At 49.2% G+C, this 18085-nt stretch carries 16 protein-coding genes; 4 read left to right on the top strand and 12 right to left on the bottom strand.

Annotation, left to right across the window (positions count from 1 at the left end; all coding sequences use genetic code 11):
• The first annotated feature begins 36 nt into the window (after window positions 1–36).
• Together DU002_RS06670 and dtd are read left to right on the top strand one after the other, a co-directional pair.
• On the top strand, window positions 37–918 hold the full coding sequence (locus DU002_RS06670) for a virulence factor BrkB family protein (protein WP_114337596.1): 882 nt from the start codon (window positions 37–39) through the stop codon (window positions 916–918).
• Window positions 915–1352, top strand: coding sequence for a D-aminoacyl-tRNA deacylase (dtd, locus tag DU002_RS06675; protein WP_114337597.1), 438 nt, complete (start codon window positions 915–917; stop codon window positions 1350–1352). The genes DU002_RS06670 and dtd overlap by 4 nt, the downstream gene beginning before the upstream one ends.
• Here dtd and DU002_RS06680 read toward each other — a convergent pair.
• Window positions 1349–2245, bottom strand: coding sequence for a chemotaxis protein (locus tag DU002_RS06680; protein ID WP_114337598.1), 897 nt, complete (start codon window positions 2243–2245; stop codon window positions 1349–1351). The two genes, dtd and DU002_RS06680, sit on opposite strands and share 4 nt — an antisense overlap.
• Before the next feature lie 232 nt (window positions 2246–2477).
• On the opposite strand from DU002_RS06680, the gene DU002_RS06685 reads away from it, so the two are divergent.
• Complete coding sequence (locus DU002_RS06685; RefSeq protein WP_114337599.1) at window positions 2478–3386, top strand: bifunctional GNAT family N-acetyltransferase/hotdog fold thioesterase; 909 nt, start codon at window positions 2478–2480, stop codon at window positions 3384–3386.
• Here DU002_RS06685 and DU002_RS06690 read toward each other — a convergent pair.
• The 11 genes from DU002_RS06690 to DU002_RS06740 all read right to left on the bottom strand — a co-directional run bounded on the left by DU002_RS06690 (window position 3366) and on the right by DU002_RS06740 (window position 16992).
• The gene (locus DU002_RS06690; RefSeq protein ID WP_114337600.1) at window positions 3366–5918 is read right to left on the bottom strand and encodes an AsmA family protein; all 2553 of its coding nucleotides are present in this window, start codon (window positions 5916–5918) and stop codon (window positions 3366–3368) included. The two genes, DU002_RS06685 and DU002_RS06690, sit on opposite strands and share 21 nt — an antisense overlap.
• A gap of 160 nt (window positions 5919–6078) precedes the next feature.
• Window positions 6079–6603, bottom strand: coding sequence for a hypothetical protein (locus DU002_RS06695; RefSeq protein WP_114337601.1), 525 nt, complete (start codon window positions 6601–6603; stop codon window positions 6079–6081).
• A gap of 121 nt (window positions 6604–6724) precedes the next feature.
• The gene (locus DU002_RS06700; protein WP_114337602.1) at window positions 6725–7486 is read right to left on the bottom strand and encodes an MlaA family lipoprotein; all 762 of its coding nucleotides are present in this window, start codon (window positions 7484–7486) and stop codon (window positions 6725–6727) included.
• Between the two features lie 14 nt (window positions 7487–7500).
• Complete coding sequence (locus DU002_RS06705) at window positions 7501–8784, bottom strand: alpha/beta hydrolase (protein ID WP_147271795.1); 1284 nt, start codon at window positions 8782–8784, stop codon at window positions 7501–7503.
• Window positions 8785–8906: 122 nt separating this feature from the next.
• On the bottom strand, window positions 8907–10997 hold the full coding sequence (recG, locus tag DU002_RS06710) for an ATP-dependent DNA helicase RecG (RefSeq protein ID WP_114337604.1): 2091 nt from the start codon (window positions 10995–10997) through the stop codon (window positions 8907–8909).
• Window positions 10998–11000: 3 nt separating this feature from the next.
• The gene (gene trmH / locus DU002_RS06715; RefSeq protein ID WP_114337605.1) at window positions 11001–11693 is read right to left on the bottom strand and encodes a tRNA (guanosine(18)-2'-O)-methyltransferase TrmH; all 693 of its coding nucleotides are present in this window, start codon (window positions 11691–11693) and stop codon (window positions 11001–11003) included.
• A gap of 50 nt (window positions 11694–11743) precedes the next feature.
• On the bottom strand, window positions 11744–12127 hold the full coding sequence (locus tag DU002_RS06720; RefSeq protein ID WP_114337606.1) for a RidA family protein: 384 nt from the start codon (window positions 12125–12127) through the stop codon (window positions 11744–11746).
• A gap of 27 nt (window positions 12128–12154) precedes the next feature.
• Window positions 12155–14263, bottom strand: a complete 2109-nt coding sequence (spoT, locus tag DU002_RS06725; RefSeq protein ID WP_114337607.1) for a bifunctional GTP diphosphokinase/guanosine-3',5'-bis pyrophosphate 3'-pyrophosphohydrolase — start codon at window positions 14261–14263, stop codon at window positions 12155–12157.
• Between the two features lie 26 nt (window positions 14264–14289).
• Window positions 14290–14568, bottom strand: a complete 279-nt coding sequence (gene rpoZ, locus DU002_RS06730) for a DNA-directed RNA polymerase subunit omega (RefSeq protein ID WP_114337608.1) — start codon at window positions 14566–14568, stop codon at window positions 14290–14292.
• Window positions 14569–14628: 60 nt separating this feature from the next.
• Window positions 14629–15255: a guanylate kinase gene (gene gmk, locus DU002_RS06735; RefSeq protein ID WP_114337609.1), complete on the bottom strand. Its 627-nt coding sequence runs from the start codon at window positions 15253–15255 to the stop codon at window positions 14629–14631.
• Window positions 15256–15741: 486 nt separating this feature from the next.
• Complete coding sequence (locus DU002_RS06740; protein WP_114337610.1) at window positions 15742–16992, bottom strand: GGDEF domain-containing protein; 1251 nt, start codon at window positions 16990–16992, stop codon at window positions 15742–15744.
• Window positions 16993–17242: 250 nt separating this feature from the next.
• Between DU002_RS06740 and DU002_RS19580 the strand changes: the two genes are divergently transcribed.
• Entirely contained in the window at window positions 17243–18079 is an 837-nt protein-coding gene (locus DU002_RS19580; protein ID WP_114337611.1) for a metalloregulator ArsR/SmtB family transcription factor, read from the top strand.
• Window positions 18080–18085 lie beyond the last annotated feature (6 nt).

Consider the following 18085-nt stretch of genomic DNA (forward strand, 5'->3'; position numbering starts at 1 on the left):
AGACTTTAGACTCCTACGATAGGAGATGGCAAGGGTATGCAACCGATTAATCGTAAAGAATTGATCCAATCGCTGCGAGCGTATGTCGACAAGGCAGTCACTCTGTTGTTACATATTCGAAAGCGGATCCAGCAAGATGAGATCACTATGGTGGCGGGCTATCTTGCGTACGTTACCTTGTTGTCTCTGGTTCCTCTGGTTGCTGTGACCTTCTCTGTGTTTTCTGCGTTTCCGGTGTTTCAGTCGGTGCAGGGGCAAATTGAAGACTTTGTATTTAATAACTTTGTCCCCGCGTCTGGTGACGCGGTACGTCAGCATCTGACCGGTTTCGCAGAGAATGCCAAGCGAATGACCGCGATCGGGATAGGCTTTTTGGTCGCTGCGGCGCTGCTATTGATATCCGCTATCGATAAGACACTGAATCGTATCTGGCGGATATCTGGGGGGCGCAGGACGATTATCTCCTTCTCTATCTACTGGATGGTGCTGACCTTAGGGCCTGTTCTCATCGGCTCTAGTATTGCCGTGACCTCCTATTTAGTTTCCTTAAAAATATTTAGTGATAGTGCGATTGGCGGCATGTTACCAACGGTGTTGCGCTTTCTTCCTTTTCTGTTGTCCGTTTGTGCTTTTATTATTCTTTATACGCTCGTGCCGAACACCTTTGTTCGTTTTCGCAATGCCCTCGCAGGTGCCGTATTGGCCGCTGTGTTATTTGAATTGACCAAGAAAGGTTTCGCTCTGTATGTCACTCACTTCCCCTCTTATGAGGCGATATACGGTGCACTTGCTGCGATTCCTTTGCTGTTTATCTGGATTTACTTAGCGTGGAGCGTTGTGTTGCTTGGCGCTGAGTTGACTGCAGCGCTTGGCGAGTTGGAAGCCGAATCAGAACAAAAGGATGATGAAGCAGAATGATAGCGCTGATCCAGCGGGTTAAGTTCGCTCGCGTTGAAGTTAATGGTGCAACGGTTGGGGCGATTAATTCTGGGCTACTGCTGTTTTTAGGTGTTGAAAAAGGTGATACAGATAGTGGTTGTGACAAGCTTGCGCGTCGGGTGATCGACTATCGGGTGTTTGAGGATGATGCTGGGAAGATGAACCTCAGCCTATTGCAAAGCGGTGGAGAGATACTTGTCGTCTCTCAGTTTACTCTTGCCGCTGATACGCGAAAAGGCCTGCGACCGAGCTTTAGCTCCGCTGCGATACCTGCCGAAGGGGAACGACTCTATCAGCGTTTCGTTACCCAGTTGCGACAGCTCGGTGTAACGACTGCGACAGGCCAGTTCGGTGCAGATATGCAAGTCAGCCTACAAAACGATGGTCCTGTTACCTTCTCACTGCAACTTTAACTTTGTCGACCGTGCCGTGCACCTTCCAGCATGGTGTGGATCAGATCGTTGGCATTGAACTTGGTTAAAGCTTTGTCTGCACCACAATCTTTTGCCTGATCCATACTGATGGTGCTGGAGAGGGAGGTATGCAGAATGACATAGGCTTTACTCAAACGTGGGTCTCGTCTAATTTCTCGGGTCAGTTCGTAACCATCCATGAGTGGCATTTCGATATCACTGACAACAATGTCTACCGCGCCACCCTCATCTGCCATCTCCTGTAAGAAAGCCAACGCTTCGTGGCCATTGTTGGTAACAAAATAGGAGGCACCCACATCATCCAATGCATGAGAAATCTGCTTTCTGGCGACGAGGGAATCATCTACTAGCAGTATGCTCTTATCTGCTAAAGGAGCTAGATCTTCTGTGCCGTAATCGGTTGAGACTGAACCGCTTTCTGGTGGCTCAATCTCTTCTAAAATCTTTTCAACATCAATGATTTGAACAAGTCCAGCATCGCTTCTGATTACGCCGGTGATATAGGTTTGTGCACCTAAACTGGCGGGCGGCGCAGCAATTTTTTGCCACTCAGCCTCGATGATTTTGTCGATCCCTCGCACCAGAAAGCCGGTTTGTTTACGGCTGAATTCCGTCACGATAATACTGCAGCTCTTTAAGTCTTCCTCTGCGACCGGCGGATAACCGATGGCCATCGCCATATCTATGATAGAGATGGTTTCATCGCGTAATGTTGTTGCACCAAGAATGGCTGGGTGACTGTGGGGCAACTGGGTCAGAGTTTGAAAGTTAACGATCTCTCTTACTTTCAATGTCGCTATGGCAAAAGGCTGTTTGTTCGAAAGAAAAAACTGCAGTAAACCTTGGTTCGATCGATCTTGCGGGTTGTTCATAACATCTGCTCTAACGTTGCCATATGATACCGAGCATAGTCCTGAGATAAGGCCTTACCAAGCCTTATCCATTGAAAGCGTGGCATGGCTCTCGATTACTATGTCGCATTGCTGTGTGATCTGCAGAGAAAACAAATTGATTGACTCCTTCGGCAAAAGCACGGATAAAAAGTGCTCAAATATAACTGTGCATCAGTGTCGGTGTGCAAAACGAGTTCAAGGATGCGGGGCCATGTTTACCTTAATTGAGCCAAAGACAGATGAAGAGCTTGAACGCTATTTTGAGTTTCGCTGGCAAGTAATGAGGGCACCGTTTCAGCTGCCGAAGGGCTCGGAAAAGGATGAATTTGATCCTTACGCCCATCATCGCATGTTAGTTGACGAACAGGGGCTCCCCCGTGCCGTTGGACGGCTTTACCAAAGTAGTGCAGATGAAGGGCAGTTACGCCATATGGCGGTGGATCCCGATATGCGAGGCAGTGGTCTGGGTTCTCAGGTGATATTCGCGCTGGAACAGTTAGCGCGTGAATTGGGACTGAAACGTATCGTGCTCAACGCAAGGCAGCAAGCATTGCCATTTTACGAGAAGCAGGGGTATCAAGCTGTTGGCGAGGGGCCAACCCATTTTGGCCAGATCCATCACCAGCAAATGCTGAAGGAACTCCCTGCACTGAATGATCGTACCCGCCACGCTGATTGGTGTGAGGAACTACAAAAAATATGGCGTGATGGCATTCCAATCAGTCAAGCATTGGGGATCCGGATCATTGAGTATAGCGGTGAGCGCTTTGAAACTCGTGCCGCGTTTAATGCCAACATTAATCTGCACGGCACGTTGTTTGCCGGTAGTGCATATTCTCAAGCTTGTTTAACTGGCTGGGGGATGATCTACATGATGCTTAAAGAGCAAGGGCTTTCCGGTAGTATCGCTTTAAGCCACGGTGAAATTCGCCATTTGCGTCCGCTGACGGAGGAGCCTACCGCTTACGTAAGTCGAGCGGAAGTTGAGGGCAGTGTGCACCCGCTGCGACGCGGCGAGCAGGCGCATCTGTCTGTGACGGTGACGCTGGAAGATAGCAAGCAGCCCTTAGCAGCACAGTTTAAAGGAGAATATTTGGTGCTATCCGCTGGTATCAGTTGATTGATCTTTTGCCTGCTGGATAATCTCAAACATGGCTTTCTGCATCTCCTCTTCGGCACGTTGGGCTGCTGCAGGTAGTGTCTTTAAAAGGTCATTTTCTTGCTGTACTAATTTTTCTGCATTCGCTTCGAAATCGAATGGCTTTGGTGATTTTACAGGGCCGCTGTAGACCGGCTCACAACCATCGCCAAAGTATTTCTCTGTGCCCGAGAATGCGCCACTGAATAGACCGGTTACCGTCCCCGTGATAGCACTGGCGACCTGCACATCTGGGTTATTGAAGGGGCCATCGATACTTCGCGCAAGCCGCACACAGGCTTCATCATCCAATATGGTGGTGCGCAATAGGTCAAAACGTTGCTTTGGTAGATCGATATCGCCAAAAAGGGCAACGCGGTGTTTCTCTGTGGCGATGGCCGAGGGGCCAAAGTCGATTACTCCGCTGTTAAAATTGATATTGATGTCCGTTTCGGCTATCTGCGTTTCTCCACCTGCCAGTGCGCCAGCGGCGGCACTGCTGACAGCGCTAGCTTTGCTCACCGCGAGTCCGATGGGGCCAAGTAACGCAAATGCGCCTACATCGGTAAGTGTGAGCTCTTGACTGTCGAGAAAGCCCTGTAAAGTCATATCAACGTCGATGTTGTACATGGTGGCTCGGCCAGTGCTCAGATGCACAGGGCCGGTGAGAGAGTTTAATATAGCATCGCTGGAAACTGCCGAGCCGGTGAGCGAGGCATCCAGCTGTGCTTTGCCGCTCAGAGGGTAACCAGTATCGAGAGGATCAAGCAGCGTAAGATCCAGCTGCTTTCCTGCCAATGTCAGTTCAAATGGTAACGTACTGTCCTGCGTTTCAATGGTCCCATGACCTGCCACTGTGCCTTGCTTACTCTCAATATTAAACTTCGAAATTTCAAACGGTTGACCCCCTTTGACGGCGATGGTTGTAGCATCTATCTCCCTATCAGCGGATGAAATGTTGGCACCTGTAAGCGTTAGTGCAAATGGCAAAGCTAACAGGTCGGGGTAAGTTGCCAGCGTAAAATCTTCGATGAGAGCCAAATTACTTAAGCTCATATTGAGGGAATCTGCAGCTACCTGGGGCTCCATCTGAGTTAAGCTTAATTGCAGGCGCTCAACTTCGACTTGTTTGATGTATAGGCCCTTCAATGGCATTGCCGTTGGTTCATCGTCTACCGTCGCTGTTGGTTCATCCGTTTCATCTGCTGGCGGCGTTGTTTGAGCCCACAAGGTGTCGCTAATCTGCAGATCTTTTAATTGTAATAAGGTGATTTCTGTTTGCAGGTGGTCGGCGAGTTGGGTTTTTGCCACAAGGCTTAACGAACCATTCAGCAGCTCCGCTTCAAGCTTGTTCAACAGCAGGGTACCGTTGGATAAACCTAGCTCGGCCATAAGATTATCGAGTTGATGTTGCTGCGATATCAGCCGATCAAATGTTGCTTCGACAGTACCGCTGATCACTGCGGGATCGAATTTATAATCATTGACCAGAACCATATCTCCCGCGTCGAGAGAAAAGTTGTCGAGTGCTAATCCTTGTCCAAGGATCTCACTATTTAGACCTAATTCGCTGATCTCAAGGTTTTCAATATTGAACGTGGATATGGGGAGTGAAATCGTGGCTAATAGATCTTTGTCTTGGCGCTCAGGTATTGGCTCTGCATTGCTCGTGTCCTGCTCTAATGACAGTAAAGGGCCAAACAGGGCGTCATCTAAGGTTATCTGCTTAAGGGTAGCACTGTGTATTGTGGTAGCAAATCCTGCATCTAATACCGTGCTGGAAGCGAGAGTCGCTTGTCCGGAAAAGATCTGCACACTGGCATCTGTGATGCGAAATTTGTGTTCATCCATGAGTGCGTGCAGCGTTAGATCTTCAGCTGAAACATGTTGCCAGGTAACCTCCTCTGCAAACAGGTAGACCGCTAGCTGCCAATTTGTGGGTAACAGTTTAGCTTCTTGGATTACCTGCCAGTTGGTGATCGCGAGAGTGAGCTCTTTAAGTCGAATAGGTTGCTTAAGATCTTCCCAACGTAGTGATAGGCCATCAATATTTAGTTGTTTCAGGGACAAACTTGATAAGGGGAGCAATAACTCCTCTTTGGGTTGGCCTTGTGGCTCAGCCTCTTTCCCTTCTGCAAATGCTGCAAGCAGCTCTTCTAACTGCTCTGGACTCATATCCAAGGCGGGTCTGTCTACGCTGATCCCTTCAATAACAACTGCTCGTTTTAATAGGGAAAGTTCGTCAATCCGCAGGGCAAAACGATCAAGCGTTAAAATCGGCTTTGAGTTGAAGCTAAATTCAAGGGCGCGCAAAGTGATCAGATAGGGATCTGTGAGAGAGTATTCGACGGGGGCATTAATTGTTAGAGCAATCGGTGTGTTGTCTGTCACCAGGCGTTCTAAATGACCGCGATAATAATCCCCTTTAAACCAAAGCAAGAAAGCCACGATAGCTAACATCGGCACGGCTATGAGGGTGGCTGCAGTCCATTTAAGTAAACGACGAATATTCATGGCAAGACTATCTTTGGATATATTGAGTCAGTATAGCGTTAAAAACTAGGTGGCTCGCCAATAAACAAAGCAAACTATATGGTTTTAAAAGAGAAATAGGCAATCGCAGGGAAAGGTATGCTTAGCCTATTTCGATTTTTATCCAAGGGTCTCGCAGGCTTCACGCCAAACTGATGTTATTGGCTAGCGATTCACCTTCAGCTTTTGACCGCAACATCGTTTTCTCACTGGACTCGATTCGAAACGAAAGCTGCTGTAGTAAATCTTCACATTCGGCTAAAGGTAACCCTTCTAAAGAGAGTCGACGCGGACTGTCCGTATTTGATAAGTACAAGGTCAGCTGTGGAGTGACCTTTCCTTCCAGTTTTGCCATGCGTATCTGGCTAGGCAGAAATATCTGTGACTGGCCATAACGGTCGTATTGAAGTTGCGCCCCATTCCATATAAGTCTTAGTTCCTGGCCATAGTTGTTGCTGATCAGTGCTAAGCCGATATACACCAATGCCAGCAGTGCGCAGGGGATAACAAAATTGAGAGTAAAAGATAGGTCCGACAGGCTAATTGCGCCGTCGATGGCTTCACCAAATAAAGAAAATAAAGTGACTAAGGCAAGCCAAAATAGGCAGCGATAGGCGGTATGTTGTATCAGTGAGAGAGTTTTTTGCTCGATTACGCACATATCCATTGTGCACTCCTTACTTCCGTGTGTGGTACTTCCTGTACAGCGTTGATAATACCTTAGCTTAATAGCTTGGTCAAAAAACAAACATGGCCGCGATAGCGGCCATGTTTATTGTTTAGAACGATTACCGCTTCACGGCGATTTCACGTGCGTTGAAGTATAGGAATCTGATTAGCTCATATTCGAACGCAGATCCTGAACCATAATAACGGAATGGAATATTCTTCCGTGTATCAATGGCCCGCATCAGAGTGAGTGCTAACTCCTCTTCACTTTTCATGTCGAGTTCGCTAATGATGGCATTGAACACCAAGGTGTCGACCAATAGACCTGACGCATCACGTGCGCTTGATGGCCCAAGTAAAGGGATAACAAAGTAAGGTCCAGCACCTACGCCCCAATGTCCCAGCGTTTGGCCGAAATCTTCTCTTTCTTTGTAAACGCCCATCTTTGTTGCCGGATCCCAAACACCGAGCAAGCCGATGGTGGTGTTAGTCACAAAGCGAAACGCAGTTGTCGCTGACCGCTCACCTTTTAACTGTAATACCGAGTTCATAAAGGTGGTCAGTTCACCCAAGTTACTGAAGAAGTTGCTTACGCCTGTTTCCACAATATCAGGAGTGATCCACTGATAACCATTGACGATGGGTAAGATCACATACTCATCGGCTTTGGCATTGAAGTAGTAGGAGCGACGGTTAAAGCCTTCCCAAGGATCGTTACTGTAAGAAATTCCTTTCTCATCTGGATCTGCAGGCGGAGCTGGCATCGGCAACATCGGCTCGACCGCATCAGCTTCTAGTTCTGGAGTGGCGCTACACGCCCCCAGTAACAGAGCAACAGAAACGAGCAATGCATTACGTATATGGTTCATATTATTCATCATTATTTGCTCCCTGCTCACTTCTCAGCCGCGAAAAAGGCCAGCATATGCTCAACCCAGACTTTTTCGTCCATGTTGCCGCAGTGGCCACCGTAGGGATATATTTTCGCTCGGTCACCAAAGGTTTTGGTGAGAAACGCAAGGTCAGGGCTTGCTAGGATAATGTCATCAGCGTTGGTGACTACAGAAATTTTATCTGCTGACATCAGATAGCCAGCCAGGCTGGTCAAACTGAGACGGTTGATCATTTGGGTGCGATCCATGCTGGGATCTTTCTCTTCAGCTATCGGTACCATGGCTTGTTCAAAGTAGGTCAAAAAACCCACTTGTGCGCCGCGAGCAAATGAGTGGCTGATACTCTCATGTTTAGATATTTCGTGGTTTTTATAGGTAATCGCGCCCCAGTTTTGCATCACATCAATCGCAAAAATCATATCGGTTGAGCTGAGGCGAAAGGCTAGGCCGATAAGTTGTGCCAGCTCTGCATCATTAACGCCTGCAGCGACAAACATTTTATAAATGAAATCGGGGGTTAATTCGACACGGTCAGCATGAGATACGTTTTCGCCGAGGCGTCTAAAAATGCTGTCTATGGTTTGCTTGACGGCAGCGGTGCCGACCGACTCAACATAGCCGTCAAGAATGATGACGGAGTTGTAGAGGCTAACAGGGGGGTTAACGAGAAAGACTTTCTTAAAGTCGAACACTTTTTTCTCTTCATCTAACTTGCTTATAAAAGCGGAATGGGCACCGCCCAAGCTATAACCTGTTAGATAGAAGTCAGTGACCTGCAGCTTGTCTCCTAGCTCATCTTTTGCATGAGCCAGTGTTTTTTGCATCACACCGTAGATCTCTTCCGCGTCATTAGCCAAATCGCCAGGGAGTTGTGATTCTGATGCGGCAACAATAAAGCTGGCGTGGGTTGGTGAGGTGATAGAGATAACGTTGTAGCCAGCTTTGAAAAACGCTTTCTCCAGCGCTTTCATCTTGCCGCCATTATATTTACCGCCAGTACCAGCGATGGAGAAAACTAATGGCGCGGGCTTCTCTTGATATACAACCGAATACTCAAATTCTTCTTGATACCAAAAAACTTCAGGAACTTCGCGTTCCGGAAAAATATCCAGCGAGAGAACTTCACGATTGATCTCATCATCTTTCGGAAGATCAGCCTTATAAGCTGCCGGAGTACCAAATACGGTGGCTTTGAAGGGGTCGGTGAATGGGAAATCGTAGTTTTCGGCGGCGTATGAAGCGCCAGACAGCAGCAACATCGCTCCGACGAGCAGTATCCTTTTCATATTTTTATTCCGCATGCATTGGAAAGAGGAGCTATTTCTTCTGAATAGCTTCTCTTAGTATGTAGATTTTTCGGAATAAAAACAGGTAAATGTAACGAAAAATTTAATTTATTGTTTAAATGTTAAACTGCACCATAATCCAACTCTTGTTGTAACCAACGCTGCGTCAGTGGTGATAGATAGGCTGGGTATCGCGAATGGAGCTGCTCGGCTATCCGTTGTGCCATAGGGATCAGCCCCTGGTCCCGTAACAGATCGGCTATTTTAAGTTGTGCCAGTCCGGTTTGCCGGGTGCCTAGCAGTTCCCCTGGTCCGCGGATCTCTAAATCGTGTTGGGCGATTTGAAAGCCATCATTGGTTTGTCGTAGTACACCTAAACGTTTAGTGGCTGTTTTTGACAACGGTGCATGGTAAAGCAAAACACAATGGCTGCTGACACTACCTCGGCCAACGCGGCCACGTAGTTGATGTAGCTGCGCCAACCCTAAGCGTTCTGGATTCTCTATGATCATTAAGCTGGCATTCGGTACATCCACGCCTACTTCTATGACGGTGGTAGCGACAAGTAATTGCAGCTGACCAGACTTAAACTGCGCCATCACTTGCTGCTTTTCATCAGCCTTCATCCGCCCATGTACTAGGCCAATATTTAAGTGGGGAAGCAGCTCTTGCAGTGCAGTAGATGATTCTTCGGCCGCTTGGCACTGTAACACTTCAGACTCATCTATCAGGGTGCATACCCAATAGGCCTGCTTGCCTTCGCTACATGCCATACTGACCCGTGAGATAACTTCCTCTCTGCGATTATCAGGTATAGCGACAGTCGTAACTGGTGTGCGCCCTGGTGGCAGCTCGTCGATGATCGAGGTATCAAGATCGGCATAGGCAGTCATCGCTAAGGTGCGAGGTATAGGCGTGGCGGTCATGATTAATTGATGGGGGTAGCCAGATGATTTGTTGCCCTTTTCTCGTAACGCTAAGCGTTGATGCACACCGAATCTATGCTGCTCATCGATGATCACTAATATCAGATCGTGGAAAATCACCTGCTCTTGAAAAATGGCATGGGTGCCGACCACTAATTGTGCCTCGCCGTTGGCGATAGCATCGAGTGACGCTTGTCGGGCTTTACCTTTCAGTTTGCCAGCTAGCCAAGCGAGTTTTATCCCTAGTGGTTCGAACCAGGCCGCCAAGGTCAGTGCGTGTTGTTCTGCAAGCAGTTCCGTTGGCGCCATCAGTGCGACTTGTCCACCTTGTTGTAGCGCCAATGCTGCTGTCATCGCTGCTACCAGGGTTTTGCCTGAGCCCACATCGCCTTGCACCAGCCGCATCATTGGGTGAGCTTTAGCTAAGTCTGCAGTAATTTCCCTCACCACCCGCTGCTGTGCATTGGTTGGGCTGAATGGTAGCTGAGCCAGCAGCTGCTGTTGCAGCCGACCATCAACTACGATCGCTTGCGCCTTATGTAGATCACTTTTCTGTCTTAGCTGGCGTACAGATACTTGATGAGCGGTCAGCTCTTCCAAGGCTAAGCGTTGTTGTGCCGGATGCTGCCCCAACTCCAGCTGCTCCAATGAAATATCGGGCGGCGGTCTGTGGAGTTGCTGGAGAGCATCGTTCAGGGTAATAGGATGAGCCATCAAGTCTGCTGGGATCAATTCCGGCAGGCCGTGACGGCTGAGCATGGCTAAGGCTTGATCTGAAAGCTTACGCAGGCTGATCTGTTTTAATCCCTCGGTGGTGGGATATACAGGTGTAAGCGCCTGTTCCATGGTGTGCAGCGTGGTTTGCTCGCCGACGGAGTACTCGGGGTGAATGATCTCAAAACCGTGCTGACCACGTTTTATTTCACCAAAGCAACGCACCCACTTACCGTTAACAAAACTGTTTTTTTGCGCGGCACTGAAAGTAAAAAAACGTAGGGTGAGTGCACCTCCCCCGTCGTTGATCCTTACCCTAAGCATACGTTTGCGACCGAAGGTGACATCGCTACTGATGATCTCACCACAGACGCTACCGTGGATCCCGGGCATTAGGGCTGCGATAGGGTAGATACGGGTCCTGTCTTCGTAACGATAGGGCAGGTGAAACAGCAGATCTTGGATCACCACCAACCCTAGCTTCGCCAATTTTTCCGCAACTTTGGGGCCGACACCGTTAAGCTCGGTCACTTTCAGCTGTGCTAATGCGTTGCTTTGGCGGAGGTCGCTCATCTGCTATCCATTGCTTTTTGTTCGCATCTGCTGCCACCAGTCATCTGTAGCGATAATCTCACCGTCGTCATCCAGCTCGGCGTAGGGTAGGCCTTTTTTCTTACACAGCTTGGCAAATATCGGATGGCAGGATTCAAACAACATGCGGTGACGTACCCTGCTGTCTAGTGGCTTAGGTTGTTGATACATGCCGGCCATCTCTCGTTGTCGCTGTGCTTCATAGAGTACCACCGCGGTTGCAGCAGAGACATTAAGTGATTGGACTGCGCCAAGCATAGGGATCACTATGGTTTGATCGGCGCAGGCCAAAGCCGTTTCTGATGCGCCAAACTTTTCATGACCAACCAGGATCGCAGTTGGTCGCGTATAGTCGACCTCGCGAAAGTCCACTGCAGCCGCATTCAAGTGAGTGACCACAAGCTGCATCCCTTCACTTTTTAATTTACTCAAGCAACTTTCGGCATCTTGATAAACAGCAACGTCGACCCACTGCTGACTACCTGAGGCGGTATTGCCAGAGATCCGCATCGATTTTTCAGGCCAGATGGCATGGACTTTAGGAATACCGACCGCATCGCAGCTACGAATAATGGCTGCCATATTCATCGGTTTATGCACCTCATCCATGACCACGGTAAGATCGGGCTGGCGTCGGTCAAGCAGGGCGGATATGCGGGAGAATCGAGAATGGCTCATGGATCAATCTACAAAAGAAAAGGCCGCATCTGCGGCCTTGCGAAAAAGGATTATTCGGTGACTAAGATGCCATCCATTTCGACCTGTGCTGCTTTTGGTAATGCGGCAACACCGATGGCTGCTCGCGCAGGGTAGGGCTGTTGGAAATACTCGGCCATTATCTCGTTAACCGTGGCGAAGTGGCTTAGGTCGAGTAAGAAGATATTGAGCTTTACGATATCGTTCAGTGAACCACCAGAGGCTTCGCAGACGGCGGTCAAATTATCGAATACCTGCCTGACCTGAGCACTGAAGTCTTCACTGATCAGTTCCATGGTGCTTGGTACTAAAGGGATTTGGCCTGATAGATAAACGGTATTGTCTACTTTAACTGCCTGTGAGTAGGTGCCGATAGCCTTTGGTGCTTTGTCTGTTGCAATGATGGTCTTTGCCATTTTTTTTGCCTTCGTAAGATTGTTATTTTAGTTTCGGTTACGACTGATTTTTAGTACATCAGGCATCACGCGGATCCGGCGCATGACACCGGCCAGATGAACACGATCCCTGATGGTGAGTACCAGATGGATGAGATAAATTCGGCCATCTTTCTCTTCAGTACTCAGACTATGGATATTGGCATCAGTATTGGCAATGAGCGCGGTCAATTTTGCCAGTGCTCCCTGATGGTTAACAATATCTATGCGAAGTGCCGCAAGAAATTGCTCTTCATCGAGCCTTGCTTCATCCCAGTCGACAGCAAAATAGCGCTCAGGCTCTTTATCATATCCACGAATATTTTTGCAGGATTCATGGTGGATCACTAAGCCTTTTCCGGGGCTGACATGGGCGATAATCGGGTCACCAGGGATCGGATGACAACATTTTGCGTAACTAAGCAGCAGGCCTTCGACACCACGGATCGGGAAGTGGTTTCTGTCTGTGCCTGACGCATCGTCTAATTCACCTAACAAACGTCGAGCGACCACGGCGCTCATCGCATTACCCAAACCTACTTCACTGAGCAGGTCTTCGAGGGATGGCTGACGCAGCGCTTCGAGTGCGCGCTCAATCTGGGCTTCAGGAATATCTTCGAGGCGCTTAGCGCCCAATGCATGATTGATTAAACGTCTACCTAGTGCCGTCGATTCTTCACTGCGCAACCGTTTAAGTAGCTGACGGATCTTGGCTCGCGCCTTCGAGGTGATGACGAAATTCAACCATGCTGCATTCGGTCGGGCGCCTGGAGAGGTAATAATCTCGACCGTTTGACCACTCTTCAGCTTTTGTGACAGCGGAAAGGCTTTGCGATCAACGCGGGCACCGACACAGGTGTTACCGACATCTGAGTGCACGGCATAGGCAAAATCGACCGGTGTCGCACCGTCTGGCAGTTCAATAATGCGACCATCTGGGGTGAATACGTAAATCTCTTCTGGGAATAGGTCAGTTTTTACGTTTTCAATAAATTCGAAACTGGAGCCAGCACTTTGTTGTAACTCCAGCAGGCTTTGCATCCACTGGCGTGCGCGAACTTGTGCCGTGGTGCCAGAGCGATCGCCATCTTGCTTATAAACCCAGTGTGCCGCTACCCCTTTGTCTGCCATCTGGTCCATATCGTCGGTACGGATCTGGATCTCGACGGGCACACCATGGGGACCAACTAATGAGGTATGTAACGATTGATAACCGTTGGCTTTGGGAATAGCGATATAGTCTTTAAAGCGCCCCGGTCTGGGCTTATACAAACGGTGCATGACGCCCAGAACGCGATAACAGTCATCAATTGAGTGGACGATGACTCGAAACGCGTAGATATCCATCACCTCATGCAACTGCAGCTCTTTGCTGACCATTTTGCGATAGATGCTGTACAGGTGTTTTTCGCGTCCGACGGCTTTGCCAGGAACATCTGCATCCTGCAGGCGTCCTTCGATCTCTTCTTTGATGCTACGCATCAGCTCTTTGCGGTTACCTGCTGCTTTACGTACCGCTTCTTTAATTACCCGATAGCGGGCTGGATACATGGCATGAAAGCCTAAATCTTCCAGCTCGTTTTTAATATTATGAATACCCAGCCGGTTTGCCAATGGCGCATAAACTTCGAGTGTTTCCCGGGCGATGCGGCGACGCTTATCAGGGCGCAGGACGAAGATAGTCCGCATATTATGGGTACGGTCGGCTAGTTTGATCAGAATGACGCGGATGTCGACCACCATCGCCATGATCATTTTGCGGAAGTTTTCTGCTTGGGCTTCCTCTTTCGAGTCGAACTGGATCTTATCGAGTTTGGAAACGCCCTCGACTAAGTCCGCCACCGTAGAGCCAAACAGTTCGGCCAGATCTTCACGATTAAGCTCGGTATCTTCGATGACATCGTGAAGTAGCGCTGCCATCAGCGTCTCGTGATCGAGGCGCATATCAGCAAGGAAACGAGCCACGGCGACCGGATGGGTAATATACGGATCGCCGCTTGTTCGCATCTGCCCTTGGTGGGCATCGCGGGAGACAATATAGGCTTGCTGAACCTGGCTCACTTGAGCAGGTTCGAGATATCCAGAGATCTGCTCCTTCAATCCTTCGAATAGGTACACGCGTGGCCGCCTGCCCTACCGTTCGCCTAGCCTAACCGGCCTTCGGCGATTGCGGCAACAGCGGCTAATTCGGCTGCTTCCTGCTCACGCACGGCTTGGATATCTTCTTGATCCATCGTTGATGAGGTCACCAGACCTTCTTCGATTTCACGTAGTGCCAATACGGTTGGCTTATCATTTTCTTCGTCGACCAGCACTTCTTTGCCTTCAACAGCAATTTGGCGGGCACGGCGAGCCGCAACCAAAACCAGGTCAAAACGGTTACCGACCTTATCTACGGCGTCTTCAACGGTTACGCGAGCCATCTGTCTCTCCAGTCATGAGGAAGTTTTATCAAAAGGGCGCGAATTCTAGCCGATCCAGGCCTATTCTGCCAGTAATTGCTTGAGCATATCGTTATGTCGAATCGCTTGTCCAGTTCGGCGCAGTCCATGACAGCGTACGATCGCGTCTAAATCGTCCAGCGCTTTCTCAAATTCATCATTAATAATGAGGAAATCATATTCCGGATAGTGACTCATTTCTGCGCGCGCTTTGGTCATACGTTGGGCAATCACTTCTGCGCTGTCTTGTCCTCGGTGACTCAAACGTTGTTCAAGGATCGCTTGCGAGGGTGGCAGAATGAAAATGCTTTTCGCTTCCGGCATCTGCTGGCGAACTTGTTCCGCCCCTTGCCAATCAATATCCAGGAAAATATCCACCCCAGCCTGCAGTCGCTGTTGAATGTTCACTTTTGAGGTGCCGTAGAAGTTGCCAAATACTTCGGCATGTTCGAAAAAGGCATCTGCGGTGATCAGTGATTTGAATTCAGCTACTGAAACGAAATGGTAGTGCTTGCCATTTTCTTCGCCCGGACGCGCCTGTCGGGTGGTATGGGAGATACTGACTTCCATGGTGGCCTGCTGGTGCCGCGCAAGTAGTGCAGCAATCAGGCTAGATTTACCAGCTCCAGAGGGAGCTGAAACAATAAAGAGAGTTCCGGGCGCGTTCATCGGATTTCCTGGCGCGAGCGCTTTCGTCTGTTTTGAAAGGCGACATAGCCTAACATGGCAGAAAAAAATTACAATTTCCCACCTATGCACTGATGTCACAGTGATGGGTTGGATTATTATTTTTGGAACGGCTCGCAATATAGTGGATTTAATGCGATCTGCTTCACACTATTTGGCGTTTTGAAATATTTTGAAATATTTTCTGAACTTTCTTTGTACAGCTCACTCTTACCTAGTGAAGAAAGTGCTTTGGTTTTAGTCAAAAACCGTTTCTTTAAAAACATTCCCTTATTTTAGTCCCCGGCCTGTCCGGGGATTTTTTTATGCCAAAAACGCTGCTCGGGGCACACTGTGTGCAGGATGTATGGTCGAAAAGTGCTCCCTGCTATTTCGACATTTCCGCCATCCTTGGCGGTCGTACACCCACTGTGCTCGGCGGCGTGAAGCTTTCTGCGGATATGGGTGTTTCTGCTACTCAACTAATTGTTATGCCTTTAAGCAGTTTCGGCCCGCTTGCTTCGCTCTATATAAGGCTTTATCTGCGGCTTTTAGTACCTGCATAGGTTGGTCGACACCGGGCTCACGTTCGGCAACGCCAATACTAATGGTCACTGAAACTCGCCGCCCGCGGATCGCCTGGCCTCGTTGCTGCTTGCCTGCTTTAGCGTCTTTTGGGCGTGTCTCTTTGTCGCGGATCACCAAGGAGTAGTCGGCGATGGCTTCACGTACGGCCTCCAGATGTTCAATGCAATCATCTAAGGTTTTACGTTTAAACAGCACGGTAAACTCTTCGCCACCATAGCGGTAAGCGGTGCCACCTCCGGTGACCTGCGCGATATGAGCTGCCACCATCTTCAGCACATCATCACCTACATCGTGGCCATAGGTGTCATTAAATTTTTTAAAGTGGTCAACATCCATCATGGCGACGACGTAGCGCCGTCCAACCCCTTTAAATGCATTTTCTAACGAGCGCCGTGCAGGTAAACCGGTTAATTGATCACGAAATGCCAAATAGTGGCCTTGAAATAGCACGGACAAAATTAGCACCACCGCAGCGGTACAAAACATCAGGCTAGAGATAAGTGTCTTATCGAACATCGCCCATGTCAGTGATGTTGCAACTAAACAGCCGAGCAACGTGCCTTGCCAAGGGCACTGCAGCAATGTTTGTCGAAATAGCAGGATTAACGCGATGACCACCGCAAGCAACAGGCTAAATATCGGCGCAAACACCGCTGGGGCTGGTCGTAGACTAAATAGCGTTTGCCACTCACTGGGAGCTGTTGCCGACGGCTGCCAAAAAATAGCAGCGATACCGGTGAGTGCGGCAGTGGGCAGTAACAGCAGAACAAAGCGACGGTTGAGCGAGCCAGATTCCGGTAGAAAAGAGAGCGTAAGCAGCGAGCAAGGCAGCAACAGAGTGAGTAGTACAAATAGCTGATGCGTGGGTATCACCGACAGGTTGCTTTGCAGCGGCCCCTGCAGCACTAAGTAGCTGGCGGTCAGAATTAAAGCGAGGGCGACTGGTCTGCCCAAGCTATACATGTGACCAAGCCCCGCAGCCATGATAAACAGCGGATAAGGTAACCACTTTAAGAGTTGCTGATAGTCCAAGCTTAATCCTGATAGCGGTGCGATCAGGAATAGAGCCAACAGTGGCAACAGTGTAGGTAGTGCTAATGATGTGACTACAGGCATGAATCGAATATAGCGGCCTAGGATTAGGCTGAGCATACCATCAAGTGCTGTAAATTTTTATGACACAGCTCCAGTAAAAATATCCCAACCTAAAACGCCAACTTACCGCAGCAAGAGAGCTTGCTGCATTTTTTCGGACTATTTGTCGGCTGTCGTTGTTAGACGCCGGTGATGTTTATTTCCGTGTTGCGGGCATTTGTCATTGACGGGTGAGGTATCCATAACTAACATATGGAATATCGAATATATGGAAATCCATATGTAACTTGAAGGTTTAATTAGTCCCATGCCCGTTAATCAATGTCAGCGTCAGCGAGCCAAAGTACTGTTTCTCTGTACCGGCAATTCAGCCCGTTCCCAGCTGGCTGAAGCTTGGCTGCGCCATATTGGCGCTGAACAATTTGAGGTGGCCAGCGCCGGAACGGCGCCAGAGCCGATCGATCCCAGAGCGCTGACGTTATTGCAGGCTGAGGGCGTTGACGTTAATCGCTTGCGCAGCCAACCGCTAACGGACTATTGCCTCGATGATTTTGACCTGATTATTACCCTGTGCAATGAAGCGAATCAGGAGTGTGGTGCATTGCCAGTAGCGGTAGCGCAGTTGCACTGGGATATCAGCGACCCAAAAATTGGCAGCGATAGTCTGGCATTTGCCAACGCCTTTGCCGATATTCAGCAGCGAGTGGCCGTGTTGTTGCACAGCTATACAGCGCCCCTGCGTGGCAATCGGGGGGGGCACACTGATGCAAACGAACCACAGCCGCAATCCCCCGATCTGTCAGCCGACCAATTCTTTAAGGCGCTGACGGACTCTACTCGTTTGTCGATATTGATGTTGCTGCAGGATGAAGGCGAGCTGTGTGTTTGCGAGCTGGTCACGGCATTGCAGCTTTCACAACCGAAAATATCTCGCCATCTGGCTCAGCTGCGTAAGCAGGGCGTGTTGCAGGATAAGCGTCAGGGGCAATGGGTCTTTTATCGCTTGAGTGATGCCTTGCCGCCATGGGCTGTGCATGTACTGGCAACCACACGGATCGGTAATCCTGCACTGATTAATAATGAAAAAGCACGGCTGAAAGCGATGGGTGACCGCCCTGAACGGGTTCAGCAGTGCTGCAACTAAGAGGCT

Source organism: Corallincola holothuriorum, from assembly GCF_003336225.1.
GTDB classification, from domain to species: Bacteria; Pseudomonadota; Gammaproteobacteria; order Enterobacterales; family Neiellaceae; genus Corallincola; species Corallincola holothuriorum.

Coding starts and splice junctions, on each gene's coding strand:
- DU002_RS06670 (WP_114337596.1), top strand. CDS start 37: ATGCAACCGATTAATCGTAAAGAATTGATCCAATCGCTGCGAGCGTAT.
- dtd (WP_114337597.1), top strand. CDS start 915: ATGATAGCGCTGATCCAGCGGGTTAAGTTCGCTCGCGTTGAAGTTAAT.
- DU002_RS06680 (WP_114337598.1), bottom strand. CDS start 2,245: ATGAACAACCCGCAAGATCGATCGAACCAAGGTTTACTGCAGTTTTTT.
- DU002_RS06685 (WP_114337599.1), top strand. CDS start 2,478: ATGTTTACCTTAATTGAGCCAAAGACAGATGAAGAGCTTGAACGCTAT.
- DU002_RS06690 (WP_114337600.1), bottom strand. CDS start 5,918: ATGAATATTCGTCGTTTACTTAAATGGACTGCAGCCACCCTCATAGCC.
- DU002_RS06695 (WP_114337601.1), bottom strand. CDS start 6,603: ATGGATATGTGCGTAATCGAGCAAAAAACTCTCTCACTGATACAACAT.
- DU002_RS06700 (WP_114337602.1), bottom strand. CDS start 7,486: ATGATGAATAATATGAACCATATACGTAATGCATTGCTCGTTTCTGTT.
- DU002_RS06705 (WP_147271795.1), bottom strand. CDS start 8,784: ATGAAAAGGATACTGCTCGTCGGAGCGATGTTGCTGCTGTCTGGCGCT.
- recG (WP_114337604.1), bottom strand. CDS start 10,997: ATGAGCGACCTCCGCCAAAGCAACGCATTAGCACAGCTGAAAGTGACC.
- trmH (WP_114337605.1), bottom strand. CDS start 11,693: ATGAGCCATTCTCGATTCTCCCGCATATCCGCCCTGCTTGACCGACGC.
- DU002_RS06720 (WP_114337606.1), bottom strand. CDS start 12,127: ATGGCAAAGACCATCATTGCAACAGACAAAGCACCAAAGGCTATCGGC.
- rpoZ (WP_114337608.1), bottom strand. CDS start 14,568: ATGGCTCGCGTAACCGTTGAAGACGCCGTAGATAAGGTCGGTAACCGT.
- gmk (WP_114337609.1), bottom strand. CDS start 15,255: ATGAACGCGCCCGGAACTCTCTTTATTGTTTCAGCTCCCTCTGGAGCT.
- DU002_RS06740 (WP_114337610.1), bottom strand. CDS start 16,992: ATGCTCAGCCTAATCCTAGGCCGCTATATTCGATTCATGCCTGTAGTC.
- DU002_RS19580 (WP_114337611.1), top strand. CDS start 17,243: ATGCCCGTTAATCAATGTCAGCGTCAGCGAGCCAAAGTACTGTTTCTC.